General features: G+C 73.0%; 22 protein-coding genes. 12 read left to right on the top strand and 10 right to left on the bottom strand.

Going from position 1 to position 26,622, the window contains the following annotated elements:
* Positions 1-62 precede the first annotated feature (62 nt).
* Positions 63-809 (top strand): thioesterase II family protein, encoded by a 747-nt coding sequence (locus ACWEGE_RS30520; RefSeq protein WP_449663891.1) that lies wholly within the window; start codon positions 63-65, stop codon positions 807-809.
* Between the two features lie 37 nt (positions 810-846).
* On the opposite strand, the gene ACWEGE_RS30525 is transcribed toward ACWEGE_RS30520, so the two are convergent.
* A complete protein-coding gene (locus ACWEGE_RS30525) occupies positions 847-1,860 on the bottom strand; it encodes a glycoside hydrolase family 19 protein (RefSeq protein ID WP_449663940.1) in 1,014 nt (337 codons plus the stop codon).
* Between the two features lie 387 nt (positions 1,861-2,247).
* Positions 2,248-2,496 (bottom strand): hypothetical protein, encoded by a 249-nt coding sequence (locus tag ACWEGE_RS30530; RefSeq protein ID WP_449663892.1) that lies wholly within the window; start codon positions 2,494-2,496, stop codon positions 2,248-2,250.
* A gap of 315 nt (positions 2,497-2,811) precedes the next feature.
* On the opposite strand from ACWEGE_RS30530, the gene ACWEGE_RS30535 reads away from it, so the two are divergent.
* The gene (locus tag ACWEGE_RS30535) at positions 2,812-2,988 is read left to right on the top strand and encodes a zf-HC2 domain-containing protein (RefSeq protein ID WP_449663893.1); all 177 of its coding nucleotides are present in this window, start codon (positions 2,812-2,814) and stop codon (positions 2,986-2,988) included.
* Positions 2,989-2,994: 6 nt separating this feature from the next.
* Here the strand turns inward: ACWEGE_RS30535 and ACWEGE_RS30540 are convergent, their stop codons facing one another.
* Positions 2,995-3,942, bottom strand: coding sequence for an Lrp/AsnC family transcriptional regulator (locus ACWEGE_RS30540; RefSeq protein WP_449663894.1), 948 nt, complete (start codon positions 3,940-3,942; stop codon positions 2,995-2,997).
* Between the two features lie 109 nt (positions 3,943-4,051).
* On the opposite strand from ACWEGE_RS30540, the gene ACWEGE_RS30545 reads away from it, so the two are divergent.
* Positions 4,052-5,401 (top strand): MFS transporter, encoded by a 1,350-nt coding sequence (locus ACWEGE_RS30545; RefSeq protein ID WP_449663895.1) that lies wholly within the window; start codon positions 4,052-4,054, stop codon positions 5,399-5,401.
* On the opposite strand, the gene ACWEGE_RS30550 is transcribed toward ACWEGE_RS30545, so the two are convergent.
* The 3 genes from ACWEGE_RS30550 to ACWEGE_RS30560 all read right to left on the bottom strand — a co-directional run bounded on the left by ACWEGE_RS30550 (position 5,395) and on the right by ACWEGE_RS30560 (position 8,204).
* A complete protein-coding gene (locus tag ACWEGE_RS30550; RefSeq protein ID WP_449663896.1) occupies positions 5,395-5,802 on the bottom strand; it encodes a hypothetical protein in 408 nt (135 codons plus the stop codon). The genes ACWEGE_RS30545 and ACWEGE_RS30550 overlap by 7 nt on opposite strands.
* Positions 5,803-5,845: 43 nt before the next feature.
* Positions 5,846-6,715: an oxidoreductase gene (locus ACWEGE_RS30555; protein WP_449663897.1), complete on the bottom strand. Its 870-nt coding sequence runs from the start codon at positions 6,713-6,715 to the stop codon at positions 5,846-5,848.
* A gap of 310 nt (positions 6,716-7,025) precedes the next feature.
* Positions 7,026-8,204: a glycoside hydrolase family 3 N-terminal domain-containing protein gene (locus ACWEGE_RS30560; RefSeq protein ID WP_449663898.1), complete on the bottom strand. Its 1,179-nt coding sequence runs from the start codon at positions 8,202-8,204 to the stop codon at positions 7,026-7,028.
* Between the two features lie 152 nt (positions 8,205-8,356).
* Between ACWEGE_RS30560 and ACWEGE_RS30565 the strand changes: the two genes are divergently transcribed.
* From ACWEGE_RS30565 to ACWEGE_RS30585, 5 genes are read left to right on the top strand one after another with little or no spacing between them, the layout of a single operon-like run.
* Positions 8,357-8,935: a response regulator transcription factor gene (locus ACWEGE_RS30565; RefSeq protein WP_449663899.1), complete on the top strand. Its 579-nt coding sequence runs from the start codon at positions 8,357-8,359 to the stop codon at positions 8,933-8,935.
* A 9-nt stretch (positions 8,936-8,944) separates the two neighbouring features.
* Positions 8,945-10,201 (top strand): ABC transporter substrate-binding protein, encoded by a 1,257-nt coding sequence (locus ACWEGE_RS30570; RefSeq protein ID WP_449663900.1) that lies wholly within the window; start codon positions 8,945-8,947, stop codon positions 10,199-10,201.
* Positions 10,202-10,207: 6 nt separating this feature from the next.
* Positions 10,208-11,113, top strand: a complete 906-nt coding sequence (locus ACWEGE_RS30575; protein WP_449663901.1) for a carbohydrate ABC transporter permease — start codon at positions 10,208-10,210, stop codon at positions 11,111-11,113.
* Positions 11,110-11,934, top strand: a complete 825-nt coding sequence (locus ACWEGE_RS30580; RefSeq protein ID WP_449663902.1) for a carbohydrate ABC transporter permease — start codon at positions 11,110-11,112, stop codon at positions 11,932-11,934. The genes ACWEGE_RS30575 and ACWEGE_RS30580 overlap by 4 nt, the downstream gene beginning before the upstream one ends.
* A complete protein-coding gene (locus ACWEGE_RS30585; RefSeq protein WP_449663903.1) occupies positions 11,931-13,304 on the top strand; it encodes a GH1 family beta-glucosidase in 1,374 nt (457 codons plus the stop codon). Before ACWEGE_RS30580 ends, ACWEGE_RS30585 begins: the two co-directional genes overlap by 4 nt.
* Here ACWEGE_RS30585 and ACWEGE_RS30590 read toward each other — a convergent pair.
* Both ACWEGE_RS30590 and ACWEGE_RS30595 read right to left on the bottom strand, forming a co-directional pair.
* Positions 13,263-16,892 (bottom strand): BTAD domain-containing putative transcriptional regulator, encoded by a 3,630-nt coding sequence (locus ACWEGE_RS30590; protein ID WP_449663904.1) that lies wholly within the window; start codon positions 16,890-16,892, stop codon positions 13,263-13,265. The genes ACWEGE_RS30585 and ACWEGE_RS30590 overlap by 42 nt on opposite strands.
* A gap of 186 nt (positions 16,893-17,078) precedes the next feature.
* Positions 17,079-20,330, bottom strand: coding sequence for a BTAD domain-containing putative transcriptional regulator (locus ACWEGE_RS30595; RefSeq protein WP_449663905.1), 3,252 nt, complete (start codon positions 20,328-20,330; stop codon positions 17,079-17,081).
* Between the two features lie 173 nt (positions 20,331-20,503).
* Between ACWEGE_RS30595 and ACWEGE_RS30600 the strand changes: the two genes are divergently transcribed.
* The 4 genes from ACWEGE_RS30600 to ACWEGE_RS30615 are packed head-to-tail and all read left to right on the top strand — an operon-like array spanning position 20,504 to position 23,037.
* Entirely contained in the window at positions 20,504-20,773 is a 270-nt protein-coding gene (locus tag ACWEGE_RS30600; RefSeq protein ID WP_449663906.1) for a WXG100 family type VII secretion target, read from the top strand.
* Positions 20,770-21,015 carry a WXG100 family type VII secretion target gene (locus ACWEGE_RS30605; protein ID WP_449663907.1) on the top strand — a complete coding sequence of 82 codons (246 nt, stop codon included), beginning with the start codon at positions 20,770-20,772 and terminating at the stop codon, positions 21,013-21,015. Before ACWEGE_RS30600 ends, ACWEGE_RS30605 begins: the two co-directional genes overlap by 4 nt.
* 46 nt (positions 21,016-21,061) lie before the next feature.
* A complete protein-coding gene (locus tag ACWEGE_RS30610) occupies positions 21,062-21,664 on the top strand; it encodes a helix-turn-helix transcriptional regulator (protein WP_091317867.1) in 603 nt (200 codons plus the stop codon).
* A gap of 47 nt (positions 21,665-21,711) precedes the next feature.
* A complete protein-coding gene (locus ACWEGE_RS30615) occupies positions 21,712-23,037 on the top strand; it encodes an amidase family protein (RefSeq protein ID WP_449663908.1) in 1,326 nt (441 codons plus the stop codon).
* Between the two features lie 259 nt (positions 23,038-23,296).
* Here the strand turns inward: ACWEGE_RS30615 and ACWEGE_RS30620 are convergent, their stop codons facing one another.
* On the bottom strand, positions 23,297-24,493 hold the full coding sequence (locus ACWEGE_RS30620; protein WP_449663909.1) for a cell division protein DivIVA: 1,197 nt from the start codon (positions 24,491-24,493) through the stop codon (positions 23,297-23,299).
* Between the two features lie 105 nt (positions 24,494-24,598).
* Positions 24,599-26,593, bottom strand: coding sequence for an SDR family oxidoreductase (locus ACWEGE_RS30625; RefSeq protein ID WP_449663910.1), 1,995 nt, complete (start codon positions 26,591-26,593; stop codon positions 24,599-24,601).
* Positions 26,594-26,622 lie beyond the last annotated feature (29 nt).

A 26,622-nucleotide genomic window follows, 5' to 3' on the forward strand; every position in this document is an offset into this window, starting at 1 on the left:
CCGGGTCCCAGCTGCGCACGTTAGGGGTCGACGCCGGCCCGGCGGCCTGCCAGATTGGGGCCATGACGATTTCCCTCGACGCCTCGGTGTGGGTCCGGCGCTACCACCCGGCGCCGTCCGCCGCGGCGCGGCTCGTGTGCTTCCCGCACGCCGGGGGATCGGCGAGCTACTTCCACCCCGTCTCGGCGGCGCTCGCGCCCGCGGTGGAGGTGCTGGCCGTGCAGTACCCCGGCCGGCAGGACAGGCACGCCGAAACCCCGGTGGACGACCTGTTCGTGCTCGCCGACCGGCTGGCGGACGTGCTGGCCCCGGAGGTCACCGGGCCGGTGGCGTTCTTCGGCCACAGCATGGGCGCCAGCCTGGCCTTCGAGGTCGCGCGACGGCTCGAAGCGGGGGGCACGAAGCTGCACTCCCTGTTCGTTTCCGGGCGCCGCGGGCCGTCGGCGTACCGCGACGAGCGGGTCCACGAAAAGGGCGACGACGCACTGCTGGCCGAGGTCAAGCGGCTGGGCGGGACCGACGCGTGGGTGCTGGACGACAAGGACATCCGCAGCCTGGTGCTGCCCGCGCTGCGCAGCGACTACAAGGCCGCGGAGCTCTACCGCTACCGCCCCGGCCCCGACGTCGGCTGCCCGATCGTGGCGCTGGTCGGCGACCAGGACCCCAAGGTCACCGAGGCCGAGGCGCGGCAGTGGGCCGAGCGGACGTCGGCGGGGTTCGAGCTGAAGTCGTACCCGGGCGGCCACTTCTACCTGAACGACCACGCCGCGGCGGTCATCCGGCTGATCGCCGGCCGGCTCCCGGGCTGAGCGGACGGGCGGGGGCTCGCCCCGCCCGCCCGTCGTCTCAGCAGTACAGGTTCGCGCCGGGGTCGACGCCGAGGATCGACGTGATCTGGCGGTACTTGTCGACGCGGCTCTGCACCTGGGCGGGGTTGCCGCCGTTGCATTCGATGGAACCGTTGATGCTGCGGATGGTTTCGCCGAACCCGCGGCCGTTGACCATGGCGTTGTGCGGGGTCATGGTGCCGGGGCCGCTCTGGGTGTTCCAGTACCAGAGCCCGGTCTTCCAGGCCACGGCCGAGTTCTGTTCGACCTGCCACGGGTTCCCGAGCAGGTCGATGCCGAGCGCGTCACCGGCGGCCTTGTAGTTGAAGTTCCAGCTCAGCTGGATCGGGCCGCGGCCGTAGTAGGCGGACTGGCCGGCGGGGCAGCCGTAGGGCTGGTTCCAGTCGCAGTAGTGCGGGTAGTTGGCCGTGTTCTGCTCGACGATGTAGACGAGGCCGCCGGTCTCGTGGTTGACGTTGGCGAGGAACGCGGCGGCTTCCTGCTTCTTGACGGTGTCGCTGCCGGTGGTGGCGAAGCCGGGGTAGGCCGAGAGGGCCGCGGTGAGGCCGCTGTAGGTGTAGAAGGAGTTGCGGCCCGGGAAGATCTGGTTGAACTGCGCTTCGCTCACGACGAACGAGCCGGGGTTGCCGGGATCGGTGCCGCCGCCGCAGCTGTAGGGCTCCCAGTACCAGGTGCTGATGACGGGGTCGTAGCCCGGGTTGGCGTTCTTGGCGCGGTAGTAGCCGCCGTTGGTGTAGCGCACGATCGCGCCGACGTCGTACCACTGCCCGGCCACCCAGTTCGGGTAGCTGCAGGTGCCGCCGCCACCGTCACAGCTGTAGGGCTCCCAGTACCAGGTGCTGATCACCGGGTCGTAGCCCGGGTTGGCGTTCTTGGCGCGGTAGTAGCCGCCGTTGGTGTAGCGCACGACCGCGCCGACGTCGTACCACTGCCCGGCGACCCAGTTCGGCGCGCTGCACGAGGCGGCGGCCGCTTCCGAGGCGTGCCCGGTGACGGCGGGCACGCCGAACACGAGCCCGGCAACGGCGGCAACAGCGGACAGGACCGCGACAAGACGTCTTCTCAAGGCTCGCTCACTCCTTCGGCCACGACGGAACCCGGGCGCGCAGGCGCCCGGCGTCGAGGGGTGGGGGGTGCTCATCCGGCCGAGACGAACGTGACACCGGTCACTAGAGCAGATTGGTCTAGTCCAGTCAAGATTGCCGGGCGTCGCGGGCAAGGGTTGTGTGCGAACTTCCCCCGGTCCGGGATTTTCCGCCGAGCCGGTTCTTCGCCGGCGAGACCGGGCACCGGGTGGAGGCCTTCCGCGGCCAGATGGGTGCTGTCGAGCGGTGCCCGGAGAACGGGTCTGCCGCAGGGCGGGCGACGCGGCTCCGTTGCCGCGTGCCCGCCCGGCACGTCACCGCGCTTGCGGGATCCTCAGCTGCGCGGCCGGGACGACGTGCAGGATGCGCTGCAGCCTCGCCCGGCCCAGCCGGTGGAGCATCTCCCCGAGCTCCTCCGGCGCGATGCTCCCTTCGAGGTCGATCCGCGTCGTCCGGACGACGCGGTCGATCTCCGAGGCGGGGAGCCGCCCCGCGAACTCTCCGGCCAGCCACACCCCGACCTCATCCACGACGTCGTCCGCCGGGTGGCTCCGTACGGTCATCGCTCTCCTCGTTTCGGATCGCCTTCTCTCCCAGGTCGAGGCGGGAAAATCCCGACCCGACGCCAGTCCGACGGGCGAGCGGGGGACCCATGACGCCGAATCGGTGAAGTTCGTCGCACAAAAGCTTTCCGTGTTCGGCCGGGTGAAATGCGTGACCGTCGCTGTCACTCACATGGGCTGTTTGCCCTCCGAAGTTGTCGGCCGTTCGGGTAGAAATCCGCGGAACTCCGCCGGTGGCGCGTCCGGCTCAGGACCCTGGAGGCATCGGGTAGTGCGGGCGTTCCCTCGCGGGGACGCGGAACGGAGACGCGATCCATGGGCCGGTACGACCGGACCGACCTCGGGGCGTACAGCCTGGGGTTGCTCGAGGCCGCCGAAGCGGCCCGGGTCGAGCGGCACCTCGCCGCGTGCCCGGACTGCCGCCAGGAGGTCCGGGAGTTCGAAGCCGTGCGCGGCATGCTCGACCACCTGGTCGAAGTCAAGTCCACATAGGACGTTTCAGCGCGAGGCGGCCGCCTTCACCGTCCGCAGCACCGGTGCCGTCTCCAGCGTCCGGATCGCCGCCAGGGCCCCCAGCCGGTGCGTCAGGTAGTGGTGCAGCGCGGCCGCGTCCGGGCACAGCGCCTGCGCCACCAGGTTCGCCGGCCCGGTCGTCGCGGCGACCAGCGCCAGCTCCGGGTGGGTCGCCAGCGTCCGGGCCACCCGGTCCAGCTGCGCCGGCGCCACCGCCATCCAGAGCAACGCCTGCGTCGTCGCGCCCAGCGGCTCCGGGGCGATCTCCAGGTCGAAGAACACCGTGCCGCCCGCCCGGAGATCCGCCAGCCGGCGCGCCACCGTCGCCGCCGACCAGCCGGTGGCCGCCGCCAGCTCCGCCAAGCCCGCTCGGCCGTCACGCTGCAGCGCCGCCATCAACGCCGCGTCGTTGCCGGTCAGCGGCTTGCCCGGGCCGTCGTGGGCCGGGGTGAGCGCCGCGACCTGCGCCGCGTCGAGGGCGTTGGCGCGGCCCAGCCACGCCGTCGGGCCGCCGAAGTAGCGGTGCAGCAGCTGGTGTGCCGAGACCGCGGTGATGCTCGCCGTGCGCGGGATGTCCCGCAGCAGCAGCCCGTGGTCGCTCGCCGACGGCGTGTTGACGTTCACGCAGATCTCCGTGCCGCCCGACATCAGCTTGATCCACGCCGTGTCTGCGCGGCGCGCCAGCGCCTGGGCGAGGTCCTGCGCCGTGTGCGGCGTCGCGGTCAGGCGGACCATCCACTCCGCCTGCCCCGCCCGCTGGGGATCCGGCAGGCCGACGACGCGAAGCGACGCTTCGGCCCGGAGACGGCGGTAGCGCCGCGCCACCGTCTGCGTCGAGACGCCGAGGACGTCTCCGATCTTCGTGAACGGCGCCCGTCCGTCGATGTGCAGCGCGTGGATCAACGCGCGATCGACGGCGTCCAGGGTGGTCATATTCCTCATTGAACCGAACCTGGTGGAAGAAATCTGCTGAATAGCCGCTGTGGCTGGAACGGCAAACCGTCCGAAAGCCAGGGTGGGCGCCGGACGAAAGGAGACCCCCGTGCCCACCCTGACGCGTTACCGGCGGCGCTGGGCCGCGCTGGCCGTATTGCTCGTCGCCGAGGCCATGAACCTGCTCGACGCCACGATCGTGCAGGTCGCCGGCCCGGCCATCCACGCCGACCTGCCCGGCCCGGCCGCCGACGTCCCGTGGTTCAGCGCGGCCTACACGCTGCCGTTCGCCGCCTTCCTCGTCACCGGCGGCCGGCTCGGCGACATCCTCGGCCGGGCCAGGGTGTTCAAGCTCGGCGTGAGCGGCTTCGTGCTCGCGTCACTGGTCTGCGCGGCCGCACCGGACGCCGGGCTCCTGATCGGGGCTCGCGCCCTGCAGGGCGCGGCGGCCGCGCTGATCATCCCGCAGACCGTCGGCCTGATCCGCGCCCTCTTCGACGGCGACGAGCGGGCGAAGGCCCTGGGCACCATCGGGCCGGTGATGGGCCTGTCCGCGGTCACCGGTCCGCTGCTCGGCGGGCTGCTGACGCAGGCGATCTCCTGGCGGGCGGCGTTCCTGGTGAACGTGCCGCTGGGCCTCGCGGTGCTCTTCGCCGCGCGGCTGCTGCGGGAGGACCGGGCCGCCGCCCGGCCCCGGCTCGATGTCACCGGCACCGCGCTCGTCGCCGCCGGGGCCGGCTTGCTCGTCTACCCGCTGATCGACCCGGCGGGAAGGAACTGGGGCCTGCTCGCCGCCGGAGCGGGGTTGCTGGTCGTCTTCGCCTTCCAGCAGCGTCGCGCGGCCGCGCCGCTGGTCGAGCCGAGCCTGTTCGCGAACCGCGGCTTCCCGGCCGCGCTCGCCGGTTCGCTGCTGTTCTTCGCGGTGATGACCGGCCTGATGCAGGTCGTTCCGATGCAGCTGCAGCTCGGGCTGGGCGCCGACGTCCGCACCGCGGGCCTGACGCTGCTGCCGCTCTCGGCCGGGCTCGCGGTGTCGTCGTACTTCGCCGGCGCCCGGCTGGTGCCGAAGTTCGGCGCGCGCGTGATGTTCGCCGGGCTCGCGCTGCTGGTGGCGGGCATCCTCGCCGCGCTCGCGGTGGGGGTGCGCGCGTACCCGTGGGCGCTGGGGCTGTGCGGGCTCGGGATGGGGACGTTCACGGTGCCGTTCTTCAGCGCGGCCCTGCACCGGGTCCGGCCGCACGAGACGGGCTCGGCCGCCGGGCTGCTCAACGCGGTGCAGCAGCTCGGCGGCACCCTGGGGGTCGCCCTTCTCGGCGGGCTCTACCTGGGCACCGGCACGGCGGCCGCGGCGCTCGGCCTGGGTGCCGCGCTCGCCGTGGCCGCCGCCGTCGCGGTGGTGCCGCTCAGCTCTCGCCAGGGGGACCGGGTGGCCGGAGGCTCCGCCCCGGTAACTCAGTAGTCGTCGCGGCCGGTGAACTGCTGTTCCAGCAGCTCGGCCGCGCCGGCGACCAGCTCGAGCGGGTCGGTGAACTCGTTGATGTCCAGGTTGATCAGCGGCAGCGAATGCCGGAGGACCACGTGCTCGCCCATCACCGCGAGCCCGCCCACCACGATCGCCTCGCCGACCTCGGTCAGCACCTCGAGGAGGTCGACCTCCTCGTGCCGGGCGAACGGGGTGGCGATCTGCACCCAGTCCTCGCGCTGGTCGAGGATCTCGCGGGCGATCACGACGATCTGGGCCCGTTGTTCGGTGTCGGGATCGTCGCCGAACACGAGGCGGATGCGCAGTTCGTCGGGCTCGTCGCGCACCACCCGGTACGACTCCCTGATGTAAGCGACCAGATCGCCCCACTCCGCCACGGCTTCTCCGTTCTCGTGCCTGTCCGGGCGCTCAGCGTAGCGATCAGGCGGCGCCGATCCGGTCCAGATCGGCGAGAACGTCGGCGGGCAGTTCCAGATCGGCGGCGGCGAGGTTCTCGCGCAGGTGCGCGGGCGACGACGTCCCGGGGATCAGCAGCATCGACGGCGACCGCTGCAGCAGCCAGGCGAGCGCGACCTGCATCGGCGTGGCCCCGACCCGTGCGGCGCAGTCGTCGAGCACCCCCGACTGCAGCGGGCTGAACCCGCCGAGCGGGAAGTAGGGAACGAAGGCGATCCCCTCGGCGGCGCACTTGTCGACGAGGGGATCGTTCTCCCGGTGCGCGAGGTTGTACTGGTTCTGCACGCAGACGACGGGCGCGATGGCCTTCGCTTCGTCGAGCTGCTCGGCGCTGACGTGGCTGAGGCCGAGGTGCCGGATCAGCCCCTGCTCCCGCAGCCGCGCGAGCACCCCGAACGGTTCGGCGAGCGACATCGGAACGGGGTAGTCACCGGCGGCGTTGCTGAGCCGCAGGTTGACGACGTCCAGCGCGTCGACGCCGAGGTTCCGCAGGTTGTCGTGCACGGCTTCGGTGAGGTCCGCGGCCGACAGGGCGGGCGGCCACCCCTTGTCGGCACTCCGCCGGGCCCCGACTTTCGTCACGATGACGAGCGACTCGGGGTAGGGGTGCAGGGCCTCCTTGAGCAGGGCGTTCACGGTGTGGGGGCCGTAGTAGTCACTGGTGTCGAGGTGGGTCACCCCGCGCTCGACGGCTTCCCGCACCACGGCAACGGCGGCGTCGTGGTCCTTCGGCGGCCCCCAGACACCGGGACCGGCCAGCTGCATGGCGCCGTAACCCATCCGGGTCACGGGAAGTTCGCCGCCGAGGGTGAAGGTACCGCCGAGATCCGCCATGCCGCTCCTTGGTCCGGGTGTGCTCGCCGCCCGAGTTTAGGCGTGATCCGCTCGGCTTTCCGGCTGTGCGCGTGCCGCGGTTTCGTCGGTGGTCTGCGGTAGCGTGGAAATCGGGGGCTTCTCACGTCGCCCGCGCTGCGATTTCCCTTGTGGCGCAACGGAAAAGTTCGCCGAAGCCCGTTGTCGATGTTCACTCGATCCAGCGATGACGTTCGAACTCTTGTTCGGTACCGTCGTTGATATGGCGACGACAATCCGTTCCACGCAACCGAAATCGATCCCGGCGCGGTCGGCCCCGCACCGAGAGGATTCAGCAGAGCCCCTTGCCCCGCAGCACCCGCGTGACCGACTCCTGCACCCGCGCCTTCGGCAGCTCACCCGTCTGCACGGCCTTCGTCAGCCGGTCCAGCACCTCGTCCACCCGCCCCCCGGAGGACCAGAGGGCCTGGTCCGCGCCGGCCTGCAAGGCCTTCAGCACCGCCTCCGGCAGCGGGTACTGCGCCGTGATCGCCTTCATCGCCCCGAGGTCGTCGGTCACGACCGGCCCGGTGAACGCGAACTCGCCGCGCAGCAGCCGGTACGCGGCCGGCGAAACGGATGCCGGGACCCCGTCGGTCAGGTCCGGCACGTCGAGGTGGCCCACCATCACCCCGACCGGGCCGTAGTCGGCCAGGCCGCGGTAGGGCACCAGGTCGAGCGCGCGCAGCTTGTCGAGCGGCGGCGTGACCACCGTGCCCTTGTGGGAGTCGCCCGAGCCGTGGCCGTGCCCGGGGAAGTGCTTCAGCACCGGCTGCACACCCGCGTCGCGCAGGCCCTGCGCAAACGCTTTCGCGTACGTCTTCACGCGGGCCGGGTCCGGGCTGAACGAGCGGTCGCCGATCACGTCGCCGTCCGAGGCGTCCGTGACGTCGGTGTCCGGGGCGAAGTCCACCGTCACCCCGCGGGCGCGCAGCTGGCGGCCCCGCTCGGCGGCCAGCGCGCGGACCTCGTCCGGGGACTTCGTCGCGGCCATCGTCCGGGCCGAGGGCAGGTCGCCGTCGAGGTCGTCGATGCGCTGGACGCGACCGCCCTCCTCGTCCACCGACACCGCCACCGGCACCTTGGCCACGGCCTGGACGGCGGCCAGCGAGCGATCTTTCAACAACGCTGTTGCGTTACCCCCGACGAAGATCCCGCCGACCTGGTGGTCGCGCACCAGGGACACCGTGGCCGCCGGGTTGTCACCGGAGACACCGACCACGACCAGCTGCGCGACCTGGGCGCGGTCGTCGAGCCCGTCGACCAGCCCCGAGCAGTCGCCCGGCCGCGCGAGGCGCGAGGTGGGCGCGGAAGGAGAGAGAGGAGACGCCACCGGCGGAGGAGCAGGCCGAGCGGAGGTCATGGGCACCGCGAGCCCGGACACGGTCTCCGGTTGCAGGCCCACGACCAGCAGACACCCGGCCACGATGGAAAACGCCACCCCGAGGGCGGCTAGATGTCGGCGGTTCATCGGTCCCTTCACTCGGTCGCGTGCCCCCCGACCGTAGTCGACGGTCCAACTTCACGGCGTGAAGAATGGCCTCGCCGACGTTAGAGAATTCATGAAGGCGGCCTCAGCACACTGGCCGGAGTCAGGATTCGTCGTGGGCGGAGGAGGGTTCGATGGACCAGGTGCGAGTGGCGGCGTGGGCGTCCGACCCGATCGCGTTGACCGGGCTGATCAACCACCTGAAGGCCCGCCCGGAGCTGCTGGTCCTGCCGCGTGCCCGCCGGGGCGAGGCGGCCGTGCTGGTGTTCGCCGTCGGGGAGGTCGACCGGGAGGCCGTCGCCGCGCTGCGGGCCGCGTCCGCCGAGTCGCCGGCCGCGATCGTGCTGGTCGCCGGGCACGTCGACCCCGCGCACGTCGGGCTGCTGGCCGAATGCCACGTCTCCGCCGTGCTGCCGCGGACCGCGCTCGACCGGCTCACCGAGAGCGTGCTCGCCGCGGCGCGGGGCCGCACCGCTCCGCTGCGCGAGCAGGTCGAGGCCCTGGCCGAGGAGGGCGGCGGCGCGGCACTCACGCCGCGCGAGGTGGATGTGCTTCGCCTGATGGCCGAAGGCTGGGACACTGCCGAGATCGCGGGCAAGCTCTGCTACTCGGAGCGGACCGTGAAGAACGTCATCTACGCCATGACCAACCGGCTCAACCTGCGCAACCGGCCGCACGCGGTCGCGTACGCCGTGCGGGCCGGTGTGATCTGAGGAAGCCTGTTGCGCACGATCGCCCGCCGGACCGCCATCGTGGTCGCCGCGCTGATCCCGCTCGCCGCCTGCACTCCGGGTGACGCCGGGGGGAAGACGAAGCTCACCATCGCGACCTTCGGTGAGTTCGGCTACGCGCCCCTGATCGCGGAGTACGAAAAGCTGCACCCGGACATCACGGTGCAGAACCGCGTCACCGACTTCGACACCCACCACAAGGGGCTCGCGACGCAGCTGGCCACCGGGCACGGTGCCGCCGACGTCGTCGCGATCGAAGAGCAGTACATGCCGCAGTACCGGAAGGCGAAGGACAAGTTCGCCGACCTCGCCGGCTACGGCGCCCGCGAGCTGGAAAAGCAGTGGGTGCCGTGGAAGTGGGCGCAGGGCACCGACGGCGCCTTCGTGCTGGGCCTCGGCACCGACATGGGCAGCCTCGCCCTCTGCTACCGGCGTGACCTGTTCCAGGCCGCGGACCTGCCGACCGGCCGCGAAGAGGTCGCGAAGCTGATGCCGGACTGGGAGGCCTACGCCGCCACCGCCGAGCGGTTCACCGCCAAGACGCCGAACGTGAAGTTCGCCGACTCCGCCGGGACCGTCTACACGGCGATGCTCAACCAGTCGCCGGAGAACTACTTCTCCCAGCGTGACGACTCCTTCATCGCCGACCGCAACCCGAGCGTGCGCACGGCTTTCTTCCTCTCCGGCGGCCTCGCCGCGAAGGGGCAGACGGCGGCGGCGACCACGTTCACCCAGGCGTGGAACGTGGCGATCAAGCAGGGTTCGTTCGCCACCGTGGCCTGTCCCGCGTGGATGCTCAGCCAGATCAAGGAAGCCGGCGGGGACGCCAACCGCGGCAAGTGGGACGTCACCACCGTGCCCGGCCGGAGCGGCAACCAGGGCGGGTCGTTCCTGACCGTGCCGAAGCAGGGCAGCCACCAGAAGGAAGCGTACGAGCTCGCCCGCTGGCTGACCGCCCCGGAACAGCAGAAGAAACTCTTCCTCTCCGACGGCATCCTGCCCAGCGAGCCCGCCGTCTACGAGGATCCGCAGGTCGTCGCGCACACCGACCCGTACTTCGGCGACGCGCCGATCGGGCGGATCTTCGCCGCCTCGGCCGAGCAGCTGCGCCCGAACTACCGCGGCCTGCGTGACGCCGACGTCCGGCCGGAGTTCGGCCGCGCGCTCGGGCGGATCGAGGAAAAGACCGACACCGTCGACCAGGCCTGGACCGAAGCCGTCCAGCAGGCCCAAGCCGCCCTGAAGTAGCCGCTCGTGCCGCACCGGCTCGCCCGATGGGACCGCAAGGCCACGCCGCTGCTGTTCGTCGCGCCCTTCTTCGGCCTGTTCGTCGTCTTCGGCGCCTTCCCGCTGCTGTACACGGCGTGGGTTTCGCTGCACGACTGGAACCTGCTCGAAGGCGACCAGGGCGCGTTCGGCCTCGCCAACTACGGCGACCTGCTCACCGATGCCCACTTCTACAACGCGCTCGCCAACACGGTCTCCATCTTCCTGCTCGCCGCCGTCCCGGAATTCCTGCTGGCCCTGGGCATCGCGGCCCTGCTCGACCGGCCGCTGCGCGCGGCGACCTGGTGGCGCACCGGCGTGCTGCTGCCGAACGTCGTGTCCGTCGTCGCCGTCGGGCTGGTCTTCGGGCAGCTGTTCAGCCGCGACTACGGCGTCGTCAACGAGGTCCTCGGCTGGTTCGGCATCCCGCCGGTCAACTGGCGGGCGACCACCTGGACGTCGCACGTCGCCGTGGCGAGCATGGTGCTCTGGCGCTGGACCGGCTACAACGCGCTGATCTACCTGGCCGCGATGCAGGCCGTCCCGGGCGACCTGTACGAGGCCGCCGAGCTCGACGGCGCCTCGCGGTGGCGGACGTTCTGGTCGATCACCGTGCCGGGCATCCGGCCCGCGCTGGCCTTCACCGCCATCGCCGGCACGGTCAACGGCCTGCAGCTGTTCGCCGAGCCGCAGCTGTTCGACGCCGGCGGCTCGGCGGGCACCGGCGGCAACGACCGCCAGTTCCAGACGCTGGTCATGTACCTCTACGAAAAGGGGTTCACGCACCTCGACGCCGGCTACGCGGCCGCGCTGACCTGGGTGATGTTCGTGATCTGCGCGCTGTTCGCGCTGGTCAACTACCGGCTGGTGCGCCGGTTCGTGAGGGCGGCGTGACGGCGCGGCGGCGGCCGGGCGGCTGGGTGTACGCCGTGCTGACCGGCGTGCTCGGTGCCTCCGTCTTCCCGCTGTACTGGTCGTTCGTCGTGGCCACCCGCGACAACGCGGCGATCGGGGAGACGTCGCCGCTGCTGCTGCCGGGCGGGAACTTGGCCGCGAACGTGCGGCGCGTGTTCGGCACCGTGGACTTCTGGCCGGCCATCGGGAACTCGCTGATCGTCGCGGGCACCGTCATGGTGTCCAACGTCGTGCTGGCGAGCCTGGCCGGGTTCGCCTTCGCGCGGCTGCGGTTCCGCGGCCGCAACACGCTGTTCCTGCTGGTCGTCGGCTCGGCGATGGTGCCGGCGCAGCTCGGGGTCATCCCGCTGTACCTGGTCGTCGGCGACCTCGGCTGGTACGGGCGGCTGGAGGCGGTGATCGTGCCCGCGCTGGTCAGCGCCTTCAGCGTGTTCTGGATGCGCCAGGCGTGCGAGAACGCGATCAGCCCGGACCTCGTCGACGCCGCGACCGTCGACGGCTGCTCGATCCTGCGCACCTACTGGCACGTGGCCGTGCCCGCGCTGCGCGCGCCGGCCGCGGTGCTGGCGATGCTGACGTTCATGGCCACCTGGAACGACTACTTCTGGCCGCTGGTGGTCCTCGACCCCAACGAGACGCCGACCGTGCAGGTCGCCCTTTCGCAGCTGGCCAGCGGCTACTACACCGACTACGCGCTGATGCTCACCGGCGCGACCGTCGCCGTCGTGCCGGTGATCGCGTTGTTCCTGCTGCTGGGCCGCCACATCGTGCGGGGCATCCTGAAAGGGGCACCGGTATGACCTTCCCGACGGGCTTCCTGTGGGGCGCGGCGACCGCGTCCTACCAGGTGGAGGGCGCGGTGGCCGAGGGCGGCCGCGGACGGTCCATCTGGGACGAGTTCGCGGCGACCGAAGGCAAGGTGCTCGGCGGTGCGACCGGTGACGTCGCCTGCGACCACTACCACCGCTACCCCGAGGACATCGGCCTGCTGGCCGACCTGGGGCTGAACGCCTACCGCTTCTCCGTCGCCTGGCCGCGGGTGATGCCGGACGGCCGGACGACGTCGGCGGCCGGCCTCGCCTTCTACGACCGCCTGGTCGACGAGCTGCTGAGCCGGGACGTCGTGCCGGTGCTGACGCTCTACCACTGGGACCTGCCGCAGGCCCTCGAAGACGCCGGGGGCTGGCCACTGCGGGACACCGCCGCGCGGTTCGCCAACTACGCGGCGGTGGTGCACGCCGCGCTCGGCGACCGCGTGCGCCAGTGGACGACGATCAACGAGCCGTTCTGCGCCGCGTTCCTCGGCTACGGCAGCGGCGTGCACGCACCTGGCGTCCAGGACCACGACACGGCGCTGGTGGCGGCCCACCACCTGCTGCTGGCGCACGGCCTGGCCACCCGCGCGCTGGCCGGGCCGGAGCACGAGTTCTCGCTGGCGCTGAACTTCGCACCGGCCATCCCGGACGGGTCGTCACCGGCCCACGCGGAGGCGGCCCGGAAGTTCGACGGCATCCACAACCGGTTCTTCCTGGACCCGGTGCTGGGCCGCGGCTACCCGGCGGACGTGGTGGCGGCCGCGGGCCGGTTCGCCGAGTGCGTCCGCGACGGCGACACCGACGTCATCGCGGCTCCGCTCGACTGGCTGGGCGTGAACTACTACGCCCCGGCCCGCGTCACGCCGCTCGAGGACCCGCAGGCGCCGAGCAACTGCCCGCTGCCGACGTTGCGGGGCATGGACGTCCTGCCGGCCCGGCCGCCGTTGACCGCTTTCGGCTGGGAGCAGTCCCCGTCGACGCTCACCTCGCTGCTGACGTGGATTGCTTCGCGGACCGATCTCCCGCTGGTGGTGGCCGAGAACGGAGCGTCCTTTGTGGACCAGGTGGTCGACGGCCGGGTGTACGACGCGGCGCGGGTGAACTACTTCATGGAGCACCTGCGGGCGGTCCACGACGCGATCCGCGCCGGCGTCGACGTGCGCGGCTACTTCGCCTGGTCGCTGCTGGACAACTTCGAGTGGGCGATGGGCTACACGCAGCGGTTCGGCCTGGTGCACGTCGACTTCGAGACGCAGCGGCGGACGGTCAAGGAATCGGGCCGCTTCCTCGGCCGGGTCGCGAAGGCCAACGCGCTAGGTGCGCCGTCGAACGGCGTCGGCGACGCCCGAGCGTGACGGCGTCTCCAGCTTGCCCAGCAGCCGGGCCACGTGCGCCTGGACCGTCCGCCGCGGCAGCGACAGCTCGGCCGCGATGTCCGGGTTGGAGCGGCCCTCCGCGACCAGACCGGCGATGCGGACCTCGATCGGCGTCAGCGATTCCCAGCCGTGGCCCGGCCGGATCGGGGAGAACAGCGCACCCCGGCGCACGCCGAGCCGGCGCAGCCGGGTTTCCGCGCGCCGCAGGTCCCAGCGGGCCGCCAGCGCCGTGTACAGCTCGGCCGCCTCCTCGAACGCCGCGTGCGCCGCGTCCAGCCGTCCCGCGCGCGCCAGCAGCACGGCCGCGTCCTCCAGCGCCGAGGCCAGCTCCGGGCGGCGGCCGACCGCGCGGAAGTGCTCGGCCGTGGTCAGCACCGGCGCCGGGTCCTCGTCGATCAGGCCGCGGCACCACGACGCCGCCGCGTGCGCCCGCGCCGGGCGTCGCTCCTTCGCCGCTTCCTCCTCGCACACCGCCAAGGCCCGGCGGGCGCGGGGGACGTCGTCCTGCTCCATCGCCAGCCGCACGAACGCCGGCAGCCACTGGTGCCGCAGCATCATCTGCGCGTACGTCGGGTTCAGGATCGGTTCCAGCACGGCCAGCGCGCGGGCCCGGTCGCCGCGCTGCTCGGCGGCCAGTGCGTCGGCCACCAGCAGGAAGTCGAAGCTCTCGCGCTCGGCGCCGGTCGCCGGCGCGTACTCCTCCGCCGCGTCGAGGTGGGCCGCGGCCTGGGCCCGGTCGTCGCGGCGGCCCGCGATCAGCGCCGCGACACCGTGCAGCAGCAGCGCGGCCGGGCCAGGCTCGCGCAGGCCGTAGAAGGTGATCGCCGGGCCGTCCTCGATGACCGTGTCCAGCTCGACCAGTGCCTCGTCCCAGCGGCCTTCCCAGTACCGGTGCACGGCGGCCGACACCTGCAGCCCGACCGGCAGCGCGTGCCGCGCCGCGACTTCGCCCGCCGCGCGCAGGGCCTCACCCGCCTCGGCCAGGCGGTCGAGGTTCTGCAGCGTGAACACGCGGTTGTCGAGCAGGTCGAGGTGCAGGTCGGCCAGTTCGTGCTCGTGGCCGACGGCCTCGATCGCCGCGTCGATGTGGGCGAGCGCGCTTTCGTGCTCGCGGCGCACGGAATCGACCAGCCACAACGACTGCAGCGCGTGTGCGGTCAGGTAGCGGTCGCCGCCGGCGAGGGCCTTCGTCTCGTGCGCCGCCTGCTCCGCGGCGTCCAAATCGGACAGACTGCCGCGGCGGAAGTTCGCCAGCAGCTGACGGTGCTTGACCCGCCAGAGCTCCGGCACAGCCGGGTCGTCGACCCACCCGGCGAGCGTCGCGACGGCGCCTTCGGTGTCCCCGCGGCGGTGCCGCAGTGCCGCGAGCACGTGCCGCATCTCCTCGACGGCGTCCGGCTCGGTGGCGGCTTCGAGTGCCTGCCGCGCCAGCGCTTCCGGGCTGCGCTCCAGCCGGAACAGCACCTTGACCAGCGCGACCAGCAGCGTTTCCCGGCGCGGGTCGGTGGCGGCGCACGCGGCCAGCGCGCGTTCGAGCAGCTCGACGGCGATCAGCGGCGCCCGGGTCGACACCGCGGCGTGGTGCGCGGCGAGCCAGTCCAGCACCCATTCGTCCACTGTGGCCGGTGCGGCCACCAGCTGTTCGGCGACGCGCTTCACCGGCGCGCCGATGCCGGCGAGCGCCTCGGCAGCCTGCCGGTGCAGCGCCGCCCGCGTCCCAGCCAGCAGCCGGTCGTACAGCGCCTGGCGCAGCAGGGGATGGCGGAACGCCAGCTGCGTCCCGGTGTCGATCAGGACGTTGGCCGTGACGGCTTCTTCGAGCGGCGCCAGCAGGTCCGACGGCCGGGTGCCGAGCACCGCGGCCACGTCCCCGACGGCGAACTCCATGCCGAGCAGCGCGCCCCAGCGCAGTACTTCCTGCGTCCGCGCGGTGAGGAAGTCCAGCCGCCGGTCGACCGCGGCGACCAGAGACGGCGGGGCCTCGAACTCCGCCGGGTCGTCGATGTCGGCCTGGCCGTCGCTCACCGCCACCGCGCCGGCCCGCCGCAGGACGTCGACCATTTCCTTGACGTACAACGGGTTTCCCGCACCACGGGCGGCCAGCTCGCGCAGGCCCGGCCCGGGCGGCACGCCGAGCTGGTCCTCGATCAGCCTGCCGACGTCTTCGCCGGTCAGCGGTGCGAGGTCGAGGACGACCCCGTCGCGCGCCTGGACGCCGCGGCGCAGCTGGGCGAGCTCGGCGCGGTCCGGCGCCGGCCGGGTCGCGGCCACCAGCAGCAGCGGCAGCTGCCGGGTGGCCGCGCAGAGCCGGTGCCAGACCAGCACGGATGCTTCGTCGGCCCACTGCAGGTCGTCGAGCACCAGCACCTGCGGCGACTGCGCGCACAGCTCGTCGACCAGTGCCAGCAGCCGGTCGACGGCGCCGAGCACCGGGTCGGCCGGGCCCCAGCTGCGCCGCGCCGGGCCCTCGCCGGAAAGTTCGTTGGCCACCCGTGCGCGCCGCGGGTCCGGCGAATGCACGTCGATCGCCAGGCACTCCAGCACGACCTGCAGCGGGAACCGGGTGCTCAGCTCGTCGGCGGCCGCCCAGAGCCGCTGGAAGCCGGGCCCGTCCGGCAGCGAGCTGGTGAGCAGCTCGGACTTGCCGATCCCGGCCTCACCCTCGATCCAGACGGCCCGCCCGCGCCCGGCCCGGACGTCGGCGACGAGCCCGGCGAGCTTCGTCATTTCGGTTTCCCGGCCGAACAGCCGGTGCCCGGTGACGACGACCGGCGCCGCGGGTGCGTCGAGCGCCGGGTCCTGGGCGAGGATCTGCCGCTGGAGCCGTTGCAGCGCCGGCCCGGGTTCGACGCCCAGCTCCGCGACGAGGGTGGCGCGGGCGTCGCGGAAGACGTCGAGGGCGTCGGCGGGCCGTCCGCTGCGGTAGAGGGCGAGCATGAGCGACTCCCGCAGCGACTCCCGCAGGGGGTGTTCGCCGGCCAGCACGGCCAGTTCCGGCGCGAGGTCGAGGTGCCCGCCGAGGGCGAGCACGGCTTCGGCCCGCCGTTCGAGGGTGTTCAGCCGGAGTTCGGCGAGGTATTCGCGGTGCCGCTCGGCGAACCCGCCGGGGACGCCGGAAAGGGCTTCGCCCTGCCAGAGCGCGAGAGCGGCGTCGAGGTCGGTGACCGCCGCTCGGGGATCGCCCTGCTCGAGGTGCCGCTGCGCGCGTTCGCGGTGCCGTTCGAAGAGGGCCGCGTCGAGCGCGTCTTCGCCCAGGATCAGCGAGTACCCGGCGGGGTCGGACACGAGGACACTGGCGGCCGACCACCGCGACCGGTCCGGTTCGAGGGCGCGGCGGAGCCCGGAAACGTAGGTGTGGACGCTGCCTTCGACGCTCGCGGGCGCGGAATCCCCCCACACCCCGGCGATCAGCTCGGTCCGCGGAACCGGCCGGCCGGCGTTGACCGCGAGCACCGCGAAGATGGCGCGCTGACGGGCGGGACCGAGGCCGATTTCGGCCGCCCCGCGCCAGGCCCGCAGCGGGCCGAGCACGCCCACCCGCAAGCCGGGATCCGCATCCCCTGGCATGTCGTTGCCGTCCCCTCTGGGACTTGCGCCCCAGACCCCTTCCCCCAGGGACATCTCGGTACCGACTACTCCGGTGACCTTACCGACGCGGCAGCCCCTGCCAAGGTTGCGCGACTCAAGCGCCCCGATGTGGCCTTCGGTGCGCTGGACGCAACCAAGGCCACATTGGGGCGCTTGGGGCGAGGGTCAGCTTGGGGCGGTGGCTCGGGACCGGGCCGCGGGGGCGCGCCGGATGCCGAACGGGCCCATCCGGGCCTCCGCGCGCCGCACGTCCCACACCGCGCCCATCTCCGTGTACGCCGTCAGCGCGGCGCGGAACGCCGTGCGCGCCTCCGTCAGCTCGCCCGACTCCGCCAGCAGGATCGCTGCGTCCTCGGTAGCCTTCGCGTGCTTCAGCAGCCGACCGGCCGCGCGGTAGTGCCCGGCCGCCGTCAGGACCGGTCCGGGGTCGCCGGCCGCCAGGCCACGGCAGTGCGCGGCCGCCGCCGCGTGCGCCGGGGGGATCTCGCCGTCGGGCTCGAGCAGGCGCAGTGCCTCTTCCACGCGCTGCCGGTCGCCCAGCGACAAGGCGAGCCGCACCAGGTCGGGGAGCCACTGGTGGCGGGCCGCCGGGGGGTAGTTGTCCTCCAGCAGCGGCAGCAACGCCGCCAGCGCCGCTTCCGGCCTGCCCTCCTGCTCGGCCAGCAGCGCTCGGGCCGCGAGCAGGAAGTCGCCGCCGTCGGGCTCCAGCCCCGGCGGCCACTGCCGCCGGTCGGCCGCGTCGAGGTGGGTCCTGGCCTGGCCCGGTTCGCCGCGGTGCCCGGCGATCAGCGCGCCGACGCCGTGCACCAGCAACGCCGAACCCGGGCTGCGCAGGACGTAGGACGCCGTCTCGGCGCCGTCGCGGATCACCGCGTCCAGCTCGGCCAGTGCCTCCGGCCAGCGGCCCAGCCAGTAGTAGTGCACTGCGCCTGCCAGGTGCATCTCGCCGGGCACCGCACGGGTGGCGGCGATCCGGCGGGCGGCGTCGAGCGGCTCCGCGGCGTCCTCGAGGCTGTCGAGGTTCGGCACGGCCAGTGCCGCGTCGTCCAGCGGGTGCAGCCCGGCCGGTGCCAGCGCCGTCGCTTCGCCCAGCTTCTCCAGCGTCGCCAGCAGCGCCTCGTGCCGCCCGCGCCACATCTCCGGGACGTCGGTGTCGTCGAGCGTCCGCTTGAGCTCGGCGGTCGCCTCGGAGAAGTCGCCGCGGCGGTAGTAGACGTAGGCCAGGATCCAGCGCATTTCGGCCGCGCGCCTGCTGTCGGACGTCCGCGCGACGACCGAGCGCGCCTCGGCTTCGGGCTCCCGGCCGAGCCAGAACAGCAGCCGGGCCAGTGTCGCGGTCAGCGTCTCCCGCGCGTCCGGCGGCAGCGCGCCCTGGGTGACGGCGTGGCGCAGCAGTTCGACCGCGACCCGCGGGGTCTCGGTGGCGACCGTCCCGATGTGCTCCAGCAGCCACCCGGTGACCCACGGGTCCACCTGCGCGGGCGCGGCGGCGAGCTGCTGGGCGACGCGTTCGGCGGGCGCGCCCGAGGCGGCGAAGGCCTCGGCCAGCTGCCGGTGCAGCGCGACCCGCATCGCGGCGGGCGTCTTTTCGTAGAGCACGCGGCGCACCAGCGGGTGCCGGAACGCCAGCCGGTCGCCCGATTCGACCAGCACCCCGGAGGTGATCGCCTCGTCGACCGCGCCGATCAGCGCCGTCGGCGGCCGCTCGGTGGCGACGGCGATGTCCGCCGGCGAGAACTCGCGGCCCAGCAACGCGGCCCAGCGGAGGGTGTCGCGGGTCCCGCTGGAGAGGAAGCTCAGGTACTGCGTGATCCGCGAGCCCAGCGGCGACGGGATCGTCTGGCACGAATTGCCGTCCAGGTGCGCGTGGACGCCGTCGAGGACGATCATCGACTGCGCGAGCAGCGTCTCGACGATTTCCCTGGTGTAGCGCGGGTTTCCAGCCGCGTAGGACACGAGCAGCTGCAGCCCGGGCCCGGGCGGCGCGCCGGCCAGCTCGGTGGCCAGCTCGTGGGTGGCTTCCTCGGCCAGCGGCGGCAGGACCAATGCGGTGATGTCATCGTTGTCAAGCAGGTCGTCGAGCGCGGCAGGCCGCGGTACCGGACGGCAGGCGCCGACGAGCAGCAACGGCAGCTGCCGCGTCTCCCGGCTCAGGTAGCGCCAGACGCGCAGCGTGGCGTCGTCGGCCCACTGCAGGTCGTCGAGCACGAGCACCAGCGGCGCCTCCGCGCACAGCTCGCGGACCAGCGCGAGCACTTCGTCGACCGGGTCCTCGTCCGGGTGCTCGGCGAGCCGCGCGGCCAGTGCGGCCCGGCGCGGGTCGGTGGTGCGCGGGTGCACGCCCAGCGCGTCGAGCAACGGCCGCAGGGAGAACCGCTGGTCCAGCGCGTCCGCGGCGGCGAACGCGGGATGGTGGTCCAGCGCCATCGTGAGGACTTCGGCGAGCAGCGCGGTGCGGCCGCTGCCCGGCTCGCCTTCCAGCCACACCGACCGGCCCACGCCGTCGCCGAGGCCGTCGACGGCTTCGCGCAGCCTGCCGAGTTCGGCCTCCCGGCCGACGAAGATCTCCGCCCGCTCCGGCAGCGCCGCGGCCGGCACCCGTGCCGGGCGCGCGGCCGGCGCGGGCTGCGGTGCCGGCGCCGGGGCGGGCTTCTCCAGGAGGTCGTCGTGCAGCCGCCGCAGGGCCGGGCCGGGTTCGGTGCCCGAGGACTCGACGAGCCGGTCGCGGAAGTCGGCGTACACCGCGATCGCCTCGGTCCGGCGTCCCGCGCCGGCCAGCGCGCGCATGAGCAGCCCGCGCAACGTCTCGCGGAACGGGTGTTCGCGGGTCAGCGCGGTCAGTTCGGCGACGAGTTCGGTGTGCCCGCCCGATTCCAGCACGACCTCGGCGCGCCGCTCGACGGTCGCCAGCCGCACCTCGGTGAGCCGGGCCCGCTGGGCGGCGGCGAACGGCCCGGGCAGGCCGGACAGCGGAACGCCGTGCCAGAGCGCCAAAGCCTCGTCGAAGGCCTCGCGGGCGCCGCGGAGATCGCCGGCGGCGTGCCGGCGCTGTGCCTGCTCGCGCAGGGCTTCGAAGCGGTGGACGTCGATCGCTTCGGCGGCCAGGCGCAGGGAATAGCCGGAGCCGATCGACGCGAGCAGCTGCGGGCCTTCACCCTTGGCCCGGTCGGGTTCCAGCGCGCGCCGCAGCCCGGAAACGTAGGTGTAGATGGAGCCCTGCGCGCTCTGCGGCGGCGCCTCGCCCCAGACGGCGTCGATCAGCTCTTCGCGCGAGACCGTGCGGTTCGGGTGCATCGCCAGCGCGGCGAGCACCGTGCGGCGGTGCGCGGAGCCGAGGTCCAGCTCGGTTTCGCCTTGCCAGGCCTTCATCGGGCCCAGCAGCTGGAGTCTCGGTGCGGAGCCGTCCGCGGCCGACATCGGTCTCCTTTCGTGCGTGAACGAATCGTCACGCGCCGGATGCCTGCCGTGAGCATACGCGGACGTCGTGAACCGGCAGGCAAGGATGGCGGACATTCGGGCAAGGGCACACACGCGGGGTTCCGCGCCGCGGGAGCGTGCGCCACCCTCGGGGGGCCGGAGAGGAGCCCCGCATGGCGACAGCGTCGACCGGAGACGTGCCGACCGAAGACATGCAGCGGGCCGCCGCCTGCTTCGCGTCCGCCCTCGAAGGCGCCCGGTCCCGCCTGCGGGACGTCAACAGCGAAATGGCGATGGTGCAGGCGTCGTGGCGCGGCGAAGCGTCGGTGCGGTTCGGCCAGGCGATGAGCGACTGGGAGCAGGAGTTCGACGTGATCCTGTCGCGGCTGGCGCAGCTGCTGGAGGCGACCGGCGGCCCGATGCCGCGGCCGCGCCTGCCGTGACGCGGCTCGACTTCAGCTTCGCCGACCTGGTGCTGGACCGGATGGGCGCCATCACCGGGGAGCTCGGCGAGCTGCTGGCCGACCTGGAGGCCCGGGTCGAGCCCGAGCTGGCCTGCTGGCCGCCGGAGGCGCGGGAGGAGTACTGGCGCGCCAAGCGCGACTGGGCCCGCGCCGCCGGCCGGATGCCGGGGTGCCTGGAGCGGGCGCGGGCGGCCTTCGGGGAGCTGTCTTCACGGGCGTGAAGGCGGAATAGGGAAGGCGTGAAGATCCGCCGTCCACACTGCCACCATGAAGCCCGTCGAAGTGAGCGTCCTCGCCTCGGACCCGATCACGCACGCCGGCGCGGTGAGCCTGCTGGACAACCATCCCGACGTCCGGCTGACCGACCTCGTGCCGGACGTGCTGCTGGTGATGGAGGACCACGTCACCGAGGCCGTGCTCGGCGAGATCCGGGCGGCCAAGGCGTCCCACGTCGTGCTGGTCGTCGAGCACTTCCGCGAAAGCGACCTGATGGCGGCGCTGGAGTGCGGCGTGGTGGCGATCCTGCCGCGCCGCGAGACGGGCGGCGCCGAGCTGGTCACGGCGGTGCTCGCCGCGGGTGACGGCACGGCCAACCTGCCGCCGCGGCTGCAGGGCGCGCTGCTCGCCCAGGTGCAGCGGATGCGCAAGGACGTCCTGGAGCCGAACGGGCTCACGCTGTCCGGGCTCGCCGCGCGCGAGTGCGACGTGCTGCGGCTGGTCGCCGAGGGCTTCGGGACCGAGGAGATCGCGGCGAAGCTGTGCTACTCCGAGCGGACCGTGAAGAACGTCCTCTACGGGCTGATGACGCGCTGCGGCCTGAACAACCGCGCCCACGCCGTCGCCTACGCTCTGCGAGCGGGCGCTATCTGAGACGTTTTCTCTGCCGCTGTCACCTTTTCGTGGGCTAGGGTCCGATCATGGTGCTCACGGCAGTGGAGATCGCGGCGTCCGTCCGGGCCGGGAAGCTCGATCCGGTGCAGGTCACCGAGGAGGCGCTGGAGCGGATCGCCGCGGCGGACGGCGTCATCGGCGCCTTCCGGCGGGTGCGGGCCGAGGAGGCGGTGAAGGAAGCCGCGGAGGTCGCCGCGCGCCCGGGTCTCGCGACGCTGCCGCTGGCCGGGGTGCCCGTCGCGGTCAAGGACGTCACGGAGGTGGCCGGCGAGTACGCGTCGCACGGTTCGCAGGCGGGCCCCGCCGCGCGGGCGGAGGCGGACGGCGTGATCGCGGGACGGCTGCGCGCGGCGGGCGCGGTGCTCGTCGGGCTGACCCGGGTGCCGGAGCTGTGCATCTGGCCGATGAGCGACACCCCGGACGGCATCGCCCGCAACCCCTGGGACCCGACGTACGCGGCGGGCGGCTCGTCGGGCGGCAGCGCGGCGGCGGTGGCGGCGGGGCTGGTCCCGCTGGCCCACGGCTCGGACGGCATGGGCTCGGTCCGCCTCCCGGCGGCGATGTGCGGCCTGGTCGGGTTGAAGCCGGGCGCGGACCTGCTGGCGGAGGGCGGCTGGTTCGGCATGTCGGTGCACGGCCCGCTGGCGACGACGGTCGCCGACACGGCGCTGCTGCTGTCGGTGCTGGCTTCCCGTCCGGAGCTGGCCACGGTGCCCACGCCGGCCCCGGTCCGCATCGGCATGACGACGACGGTGCCGCTGCTGCACACGCCGGTCCCGAAGGAGCTGGTGGCGGCGGTCTCGACGGCGGCGGGCCACCTGGCGGCGGCGGGCCACGCGATCGAGCCCGCCGCACCGCGCTACCCGGCGACCATGGTCCTGGGCATGACGGCCCGCTGGCTGGCGGGCCCGGCGGCCCAGGCCCGCGAGTTCGACGTCGCCCGGCTGCAGCGCCGGACGCGAGCCCACGTCCGCGCGGGGCGCCTGGTCGAGCGGGCGGGGCTGCTCCGCTCGCGGACCCGGGACCGGTGGGTCTCCCGGGCGGAGGAGTTCTTCGCGTCGCACGAGGTGCTGCTGACGCCGACGCTGTCGCACTGGCCGGTGAAGGCCGGACGCTGGCACGAGCGCGGCTGGCTCGCGAACGTCCTGCCGTCGACGCGCCTGGCCGGCTTCACGGGCCAGTGGAACTTCGCGGGCTACCCGGCGATCACGGTCCCGGCGGGCCGCTCGGCGGTGTCGGGGCTGCCGACGTCGGTGCAGCTGGTGGCCCGCCCAGGTGGGGAGGGGTTGCTGCTGGGCTTGGCGGCCCAGCTGGAGTCGGCGAACCCGTGGCCCCGGACCGCGCGCAACTGAGAGCTGTGCACAGCTGAGAGCTGTGCGCAACTGAGAGTTGTGCGCAACTGAGAGCTGTGCACAACTGAAAGCGCGCGGCTCCCGGGCGCCGGAAACTGTCGGTGCCTGCCGGTAGCGTAAAAACCGGGGGGCCCCTCCACGCGCGCGGGTTGCGGGCTTCGCAGCGCGCGCTCGGCTGGGGGCCGCTCACGCGATAAAGGCCGCGCCGGGGACCCAGGAGTCCCGCAACGCGGCCTTCTCGGATGGTCCTGCCGGACGCTCAGTTGCCCGGCTTGCTCCCCGACGGCGACAGCGGCTTCGCGCCGTTGCCGTTCGAGCCGTTGCCGTTCGCCGGCTTGGTCGCCGGGCCGTTCGAGTTCGCCGGCGTGTTCCCCGGCTTCGCCGCCTGCGGCGCCGGCTTCGCTGCCTGAGGCGCCGGCTTCGGCGCCGCCGCGGGCTTCGGAGCGGGCTTCGCCGACTTCGGGATCGACGGCTGGACCACCGGCACGACCGGCGCCGCCGGCGTGGTCGCCGACTCCGCGTCGCCCCCGACCAGCTTCGACGCCTGCGGGATCACCGCCTCCTCCGGCAGCGTCGCCAGCTGCGTCTCGCTGCGGTTGAGGATGTCCTCCGCCATGGCCAGGCTCTTGCGCGCCTGCTCGCGGATCTCCGCCAGCCGCTCGACCTTCCGGTTCGCCGCCGTCGTCCGCTGGGCCGCCTGGGTGGTCGCCTCGTCGAGCCGGCGCTTGGCCTCCGCCGTCGCCTCGTCGAGCCGCCGCTTCGCCTCCGCCGTCGCCTCCGCGAGCCGGCGCTCCGCCTGGTTCTTGCTCGCCGTGCGCTGGTCGGCGACGTGCTTCTCCAGCGCCGCCTTCTGGGCCGCCAGGGACGCCTCGAACTCGCGCTCGAGCTTCCGGCGCTTCCGCTCCGCCTCGTTGTCCAGCAGCTCGCGCCGCTGGGCCGCCTCGACGGTCAGCCGCTGCACCTCGGCGCGTGTCTCCGCCAGCGCGGCTTCGTGCTCGGAGTGCAGCAGGTCGGCCTGCTTGTCCAGCTCCGCGACCAGCTTCGAGTACCGCTCACGCAGCTTCGTCGACGCCTCCGTCGAGGACGCCCACGTCTTCTCCGCGGCCACCTCGGCCCGCTTGATGATCTCGTCGGCGCGGGCCTGCGCGAGCGTCACCGTGCGCTGCATCCGCTCGTCGAGGTCCTCCAGCCGCTCCGGCGGCTTCTTGAGTTCCTCGATGCGCGCTTCCAGCGCCGCGACCTGCTGCCGGACGGACTCGGCCTCGCGGGTCGCGGCGGCGGCCTGTGCCGCCGCGGCGTCGCGTTCGCTGAGCACCCGGCGCAGCTGGGCTTCGACGTGGTCGAGGTACTGCCGGACCTCGTTGCGGTCGAAGCCGTGCCAAGCCTGGGTGTACTCACGACGGAGGGGGAGGAGGCCGTTGAGGGCGGTTGCGGCGGGGTCGCGCTCAGGAACCATGGGCCCGACCGTACCCGGGCACCCGCCGCCTCCGCCTTCCGGCTTAACGAATCACCGACACGTGTCGCCGTGTCGCCGGAATGGCCGCACCCCGGAAACCGTCAGTCACCAGTGGAAGCCGCGCGAGAGCCGGGCCAGCGCCATCGCCGCGCGCGAGAGGTGTTTCTCGCCACGTCCGATCTTGAGCTGCCCCGAACCGCCCGCCGCGGCCGAATCCGGGAAGATCCGGAAACCCTGGTACGCGATGGCGTCGGTGAGGCCCGGCGTCAGCGTGTACGCCAGCCCGATCGCCTGGCCCGCCGGGGTGCCGATGTGCTTGGGCCGCTCGACGAGGGCCTTCATCACCATGTCCGCGGCCTGCTCCGGCGACTTCGTCGGGAACGCGTCGTAGATCTTCGTCGGCCGGATCATCGGGGTGCGCACCAGCGGCATGTGGATGGTGGTGAAGGTGATCCCGTCGCCGTGCGTCTCGGTCGCCGCGATCCGCGAGAAGTAGTCCAGCGCCGCCTTCGACGCCGCGTACGCCGAGAAGCGCGGCGCGATGCCCTGGACGCCGATCGACGACACGTTCACGATGTGCCCGAACTTCCGCTCCGACATGTGCGGCAGCACCGCGAGGATCAGCCGCACCGCGCCGAAGTAGTTGATCGCCATCGCGCGCTCGTAGTCGTGCATCCGGTCGTAGGACAGCTTGATCGAGCGGCGGATCGACCGGCCGGCGTTGTTCACCAGCATGTCGATCCGGCCGTGCTCGGCCAGCATCGCGTCGACGGCCTTGTGCACCGAGTCCTCGTCGGTCAGGTCGGCCGGGTACACCGACGCCGTGCCGCCGGCGGCGACGATCTCGTCGCGGACCTCTTCCAGCTCGTGCTGGCGGCGCGCGACGAGCAGCGGCACCCCGCCCGCGGCGGCGACCTTCAGCGCGGTCGCGCGGCCGATGCCCGAGGACGCGCCGGTGATGATCACGCGGCGGCCGTCCAGCTCGCCGCGCGGGCCGTGCTTGCGCGCGCGGAACGGGTCGAGGTGCTCGCGCCAGTAGCGCCACAGCGTCGGCGCGTACTCCTCCAGCCGCGGGACCTCCACGGTGCCGGCCAGCGCCTTGCGCGTCTCGGCCGAGGAGAACACCGACGGGAACGCCATCGTGTCCAGCAGCACCGGCGGGATGCCGAACCGCTCCATCACGGCGTCGCGCGCGATGGTGACGCCGGGGATGTGCTCGGTCAGCTTGACCAGCCCGACGATCCGCTTCGAGAGGCCCTCGCCCAGCTGCACGGTGATCGTCGGCGCGCCCGCGGCCCGCGCGAAGGCGTTGTACACCGAGACGACCGGCTGCGGCTCCGGGTTGACCAGGTGGAAGGCGTGGCCGTCGAGGCCAGGCTTGACCACCAGCTCCAGCAGCGCCTTGGCGACGTAGTCGACCGGCACGATGTTGGTGTCGCCGAGGTCGGGGCCGACGACCGGCAGCACGTCGGGCAGGCCGGCGAGCCGGTTGATCGCCGGGAAGAGGTAGTACGGGCCGTCGATCTTGTCCATTTCGCCGGTCTCGGAGTGCCCGACGACGACGGCCGGCCGGTACACCCGCCACGGTACCTCGGTCTGCTCGCGGACGATCTTCTCGGCTTCGAACTTGGTCCGGTGGTACGGCGTCACCAGCCGCTGCCCGGCGTCGAACATCTCCTCGGTGAACACGCCTTCGTGGTCGCCCGCGACGGCCACCGAGGAGACGTGGTGCAGGCAGCCCGCGCGCAGGTCGGCGGCGAGGTCGACGACGGCCCGCGTACCGTCCACATTGGCCTTGATGCTGGCTTCGTCGTCGGCGGTGAGGTCATAGAGCGCGGCGAGGTGCACGATGTGGTCGACGCCGCCGCGCAGCTGCTCCCGGTCCGCTTCGGACACGCCGAGCAGCGGCTCGCCGAGGTCGCCGGTGACGAGCGTGACGCGGTCGGAGTGCGGCCACTGGTCGACCAACGCGGCCAGCTTGGCCCGCGAGGACGCGCGCACCACGAGGGCGACGCGGTCGTCGTCGGGGCGGGAGAGCAGCAACCGGGTGAAGTGACGCCCGATCAGTCCGGTCGCGCCGGTCACCAAGAACGTCGCCATCGTCTTCACACCTCTCGCTCCCACAGCCC

The organism is Amycolatopsis sp. NPDC004747 (assembly GCF_053601335.1).

Excerpts from the sequence above, each read along its gene's own strand:
- ACWEGE_RS30585 (WP_449663903.1), top strand. The coding sequence starts at position 11,931 with ATGACCTTCCCGACGGGCTTCCTGTGGGGCGCGGCGACCGCGTCCTAC.
- ACWEGE_RS30555 (WP_449663897.1), bottom strand. The coding sequence starts at position 6,715 with ATGGCGGATCTCGGCGGTACCTTCACCCTCGGCGGCGAACTTCCCGTG.
- ACWEGE_RS30625 (WP_449663910.1), bottom strand. The coding sequence starts at position 26,593 with ATGGCGACGTTCTTGGTGACCGGCGCGACCGGACTGATCGGGCGTCAC.
- ACWEGE_RS30600 (WP_449663906.1), top strand. The coding sequence starts at position 20,504 with ATGGCGACAGCGTCGACCGGAGACGTGCCGACCGAAGACATGCAGCGG.
- ACWEGE_RS30590 (WP_449663904.1), bottom strand. The coding sequence starts at position 16,892 with ATGCCAGGGGATGCGGATCCCGGCTTGCGGGTGGGCGTGCTCGGCCCG.
- ACWEGE_RS30535 (WP_449663893.1), top strand. The coding sequence starts at position 2,812 with ATGGGCCGGTACGACCGGACCGACCTCGGGGCGTACAGCCTGGGGTTG.
- ACWEGE_RS30530 (WP_449663892.1), bottom strand. The coding sequence starts at position 2,496 with ATGACCGTACGGAGCCACCCGGCGGACGACGTCGTGGATGAGGTCGGG.
- ACWEGE_RS30565 (WP_449663899.1), top strand. The coding sequence starts at position 8,357 with ATGGACCAGGTGCGAGTGGCGGCGTGGGCGTCCGACCCGATCGCGTTG.
- ACWEGE_RS30540 (WP_449663894.1), bottom strand. The coding sequence starts at position 3,942 with ATGACCACCCTGGACGCCGTCGATCGCGCGTTGATCCACGCGCTGCAC.
- ACWEGE_RS30520 (WP_449663891.1), top strand. The coding sequence starts at position 63 with ATGACGATTTCCCTCGACGCCTCGGTGTGGGTCCGGCGCTACCACCCG.
- ACWEGE_RS30620 (WP_449663909.1), bottom strand. The coding sequence starts at position 24,493 with ATGGTTCCTGAGCGCGACCCCGCCGCAACCGCCCTCAACGGCCTCCTC.
- ACWEGE_RS30615 (WP_449663908.1), top strand. The coding sequence starts at position 21,712 with ATGGTGCTCACGGCAGTGGAGATCGCGGCGTCCGTCCGGGCCGGGAAG.
- ACWEGE_RS30595 (WP_449663905.1), bottom strand. The coding sequence starts at position 20,330 with ATGTCGGCCGCGGACGGCTCCGCACCGAGACTCCAGCTGCTGGGCCCG.
- ACWEGE_RS30560 (WP_449663898.1), bottom strand. The coding sequence starts at position 8,204 with ATGAACCGCCGACATCTAGCCGCCCTCGGGGTGGCGTTTTCCATCGTG.
- ACWEGE_RS30610 (WP_091317867.1), top strand. The coding sequence starts at position 21,062 with ATGAAGCCCGTCGAAGTGAGCGTCCTCGCCTCGGACCCGATCACGCAC.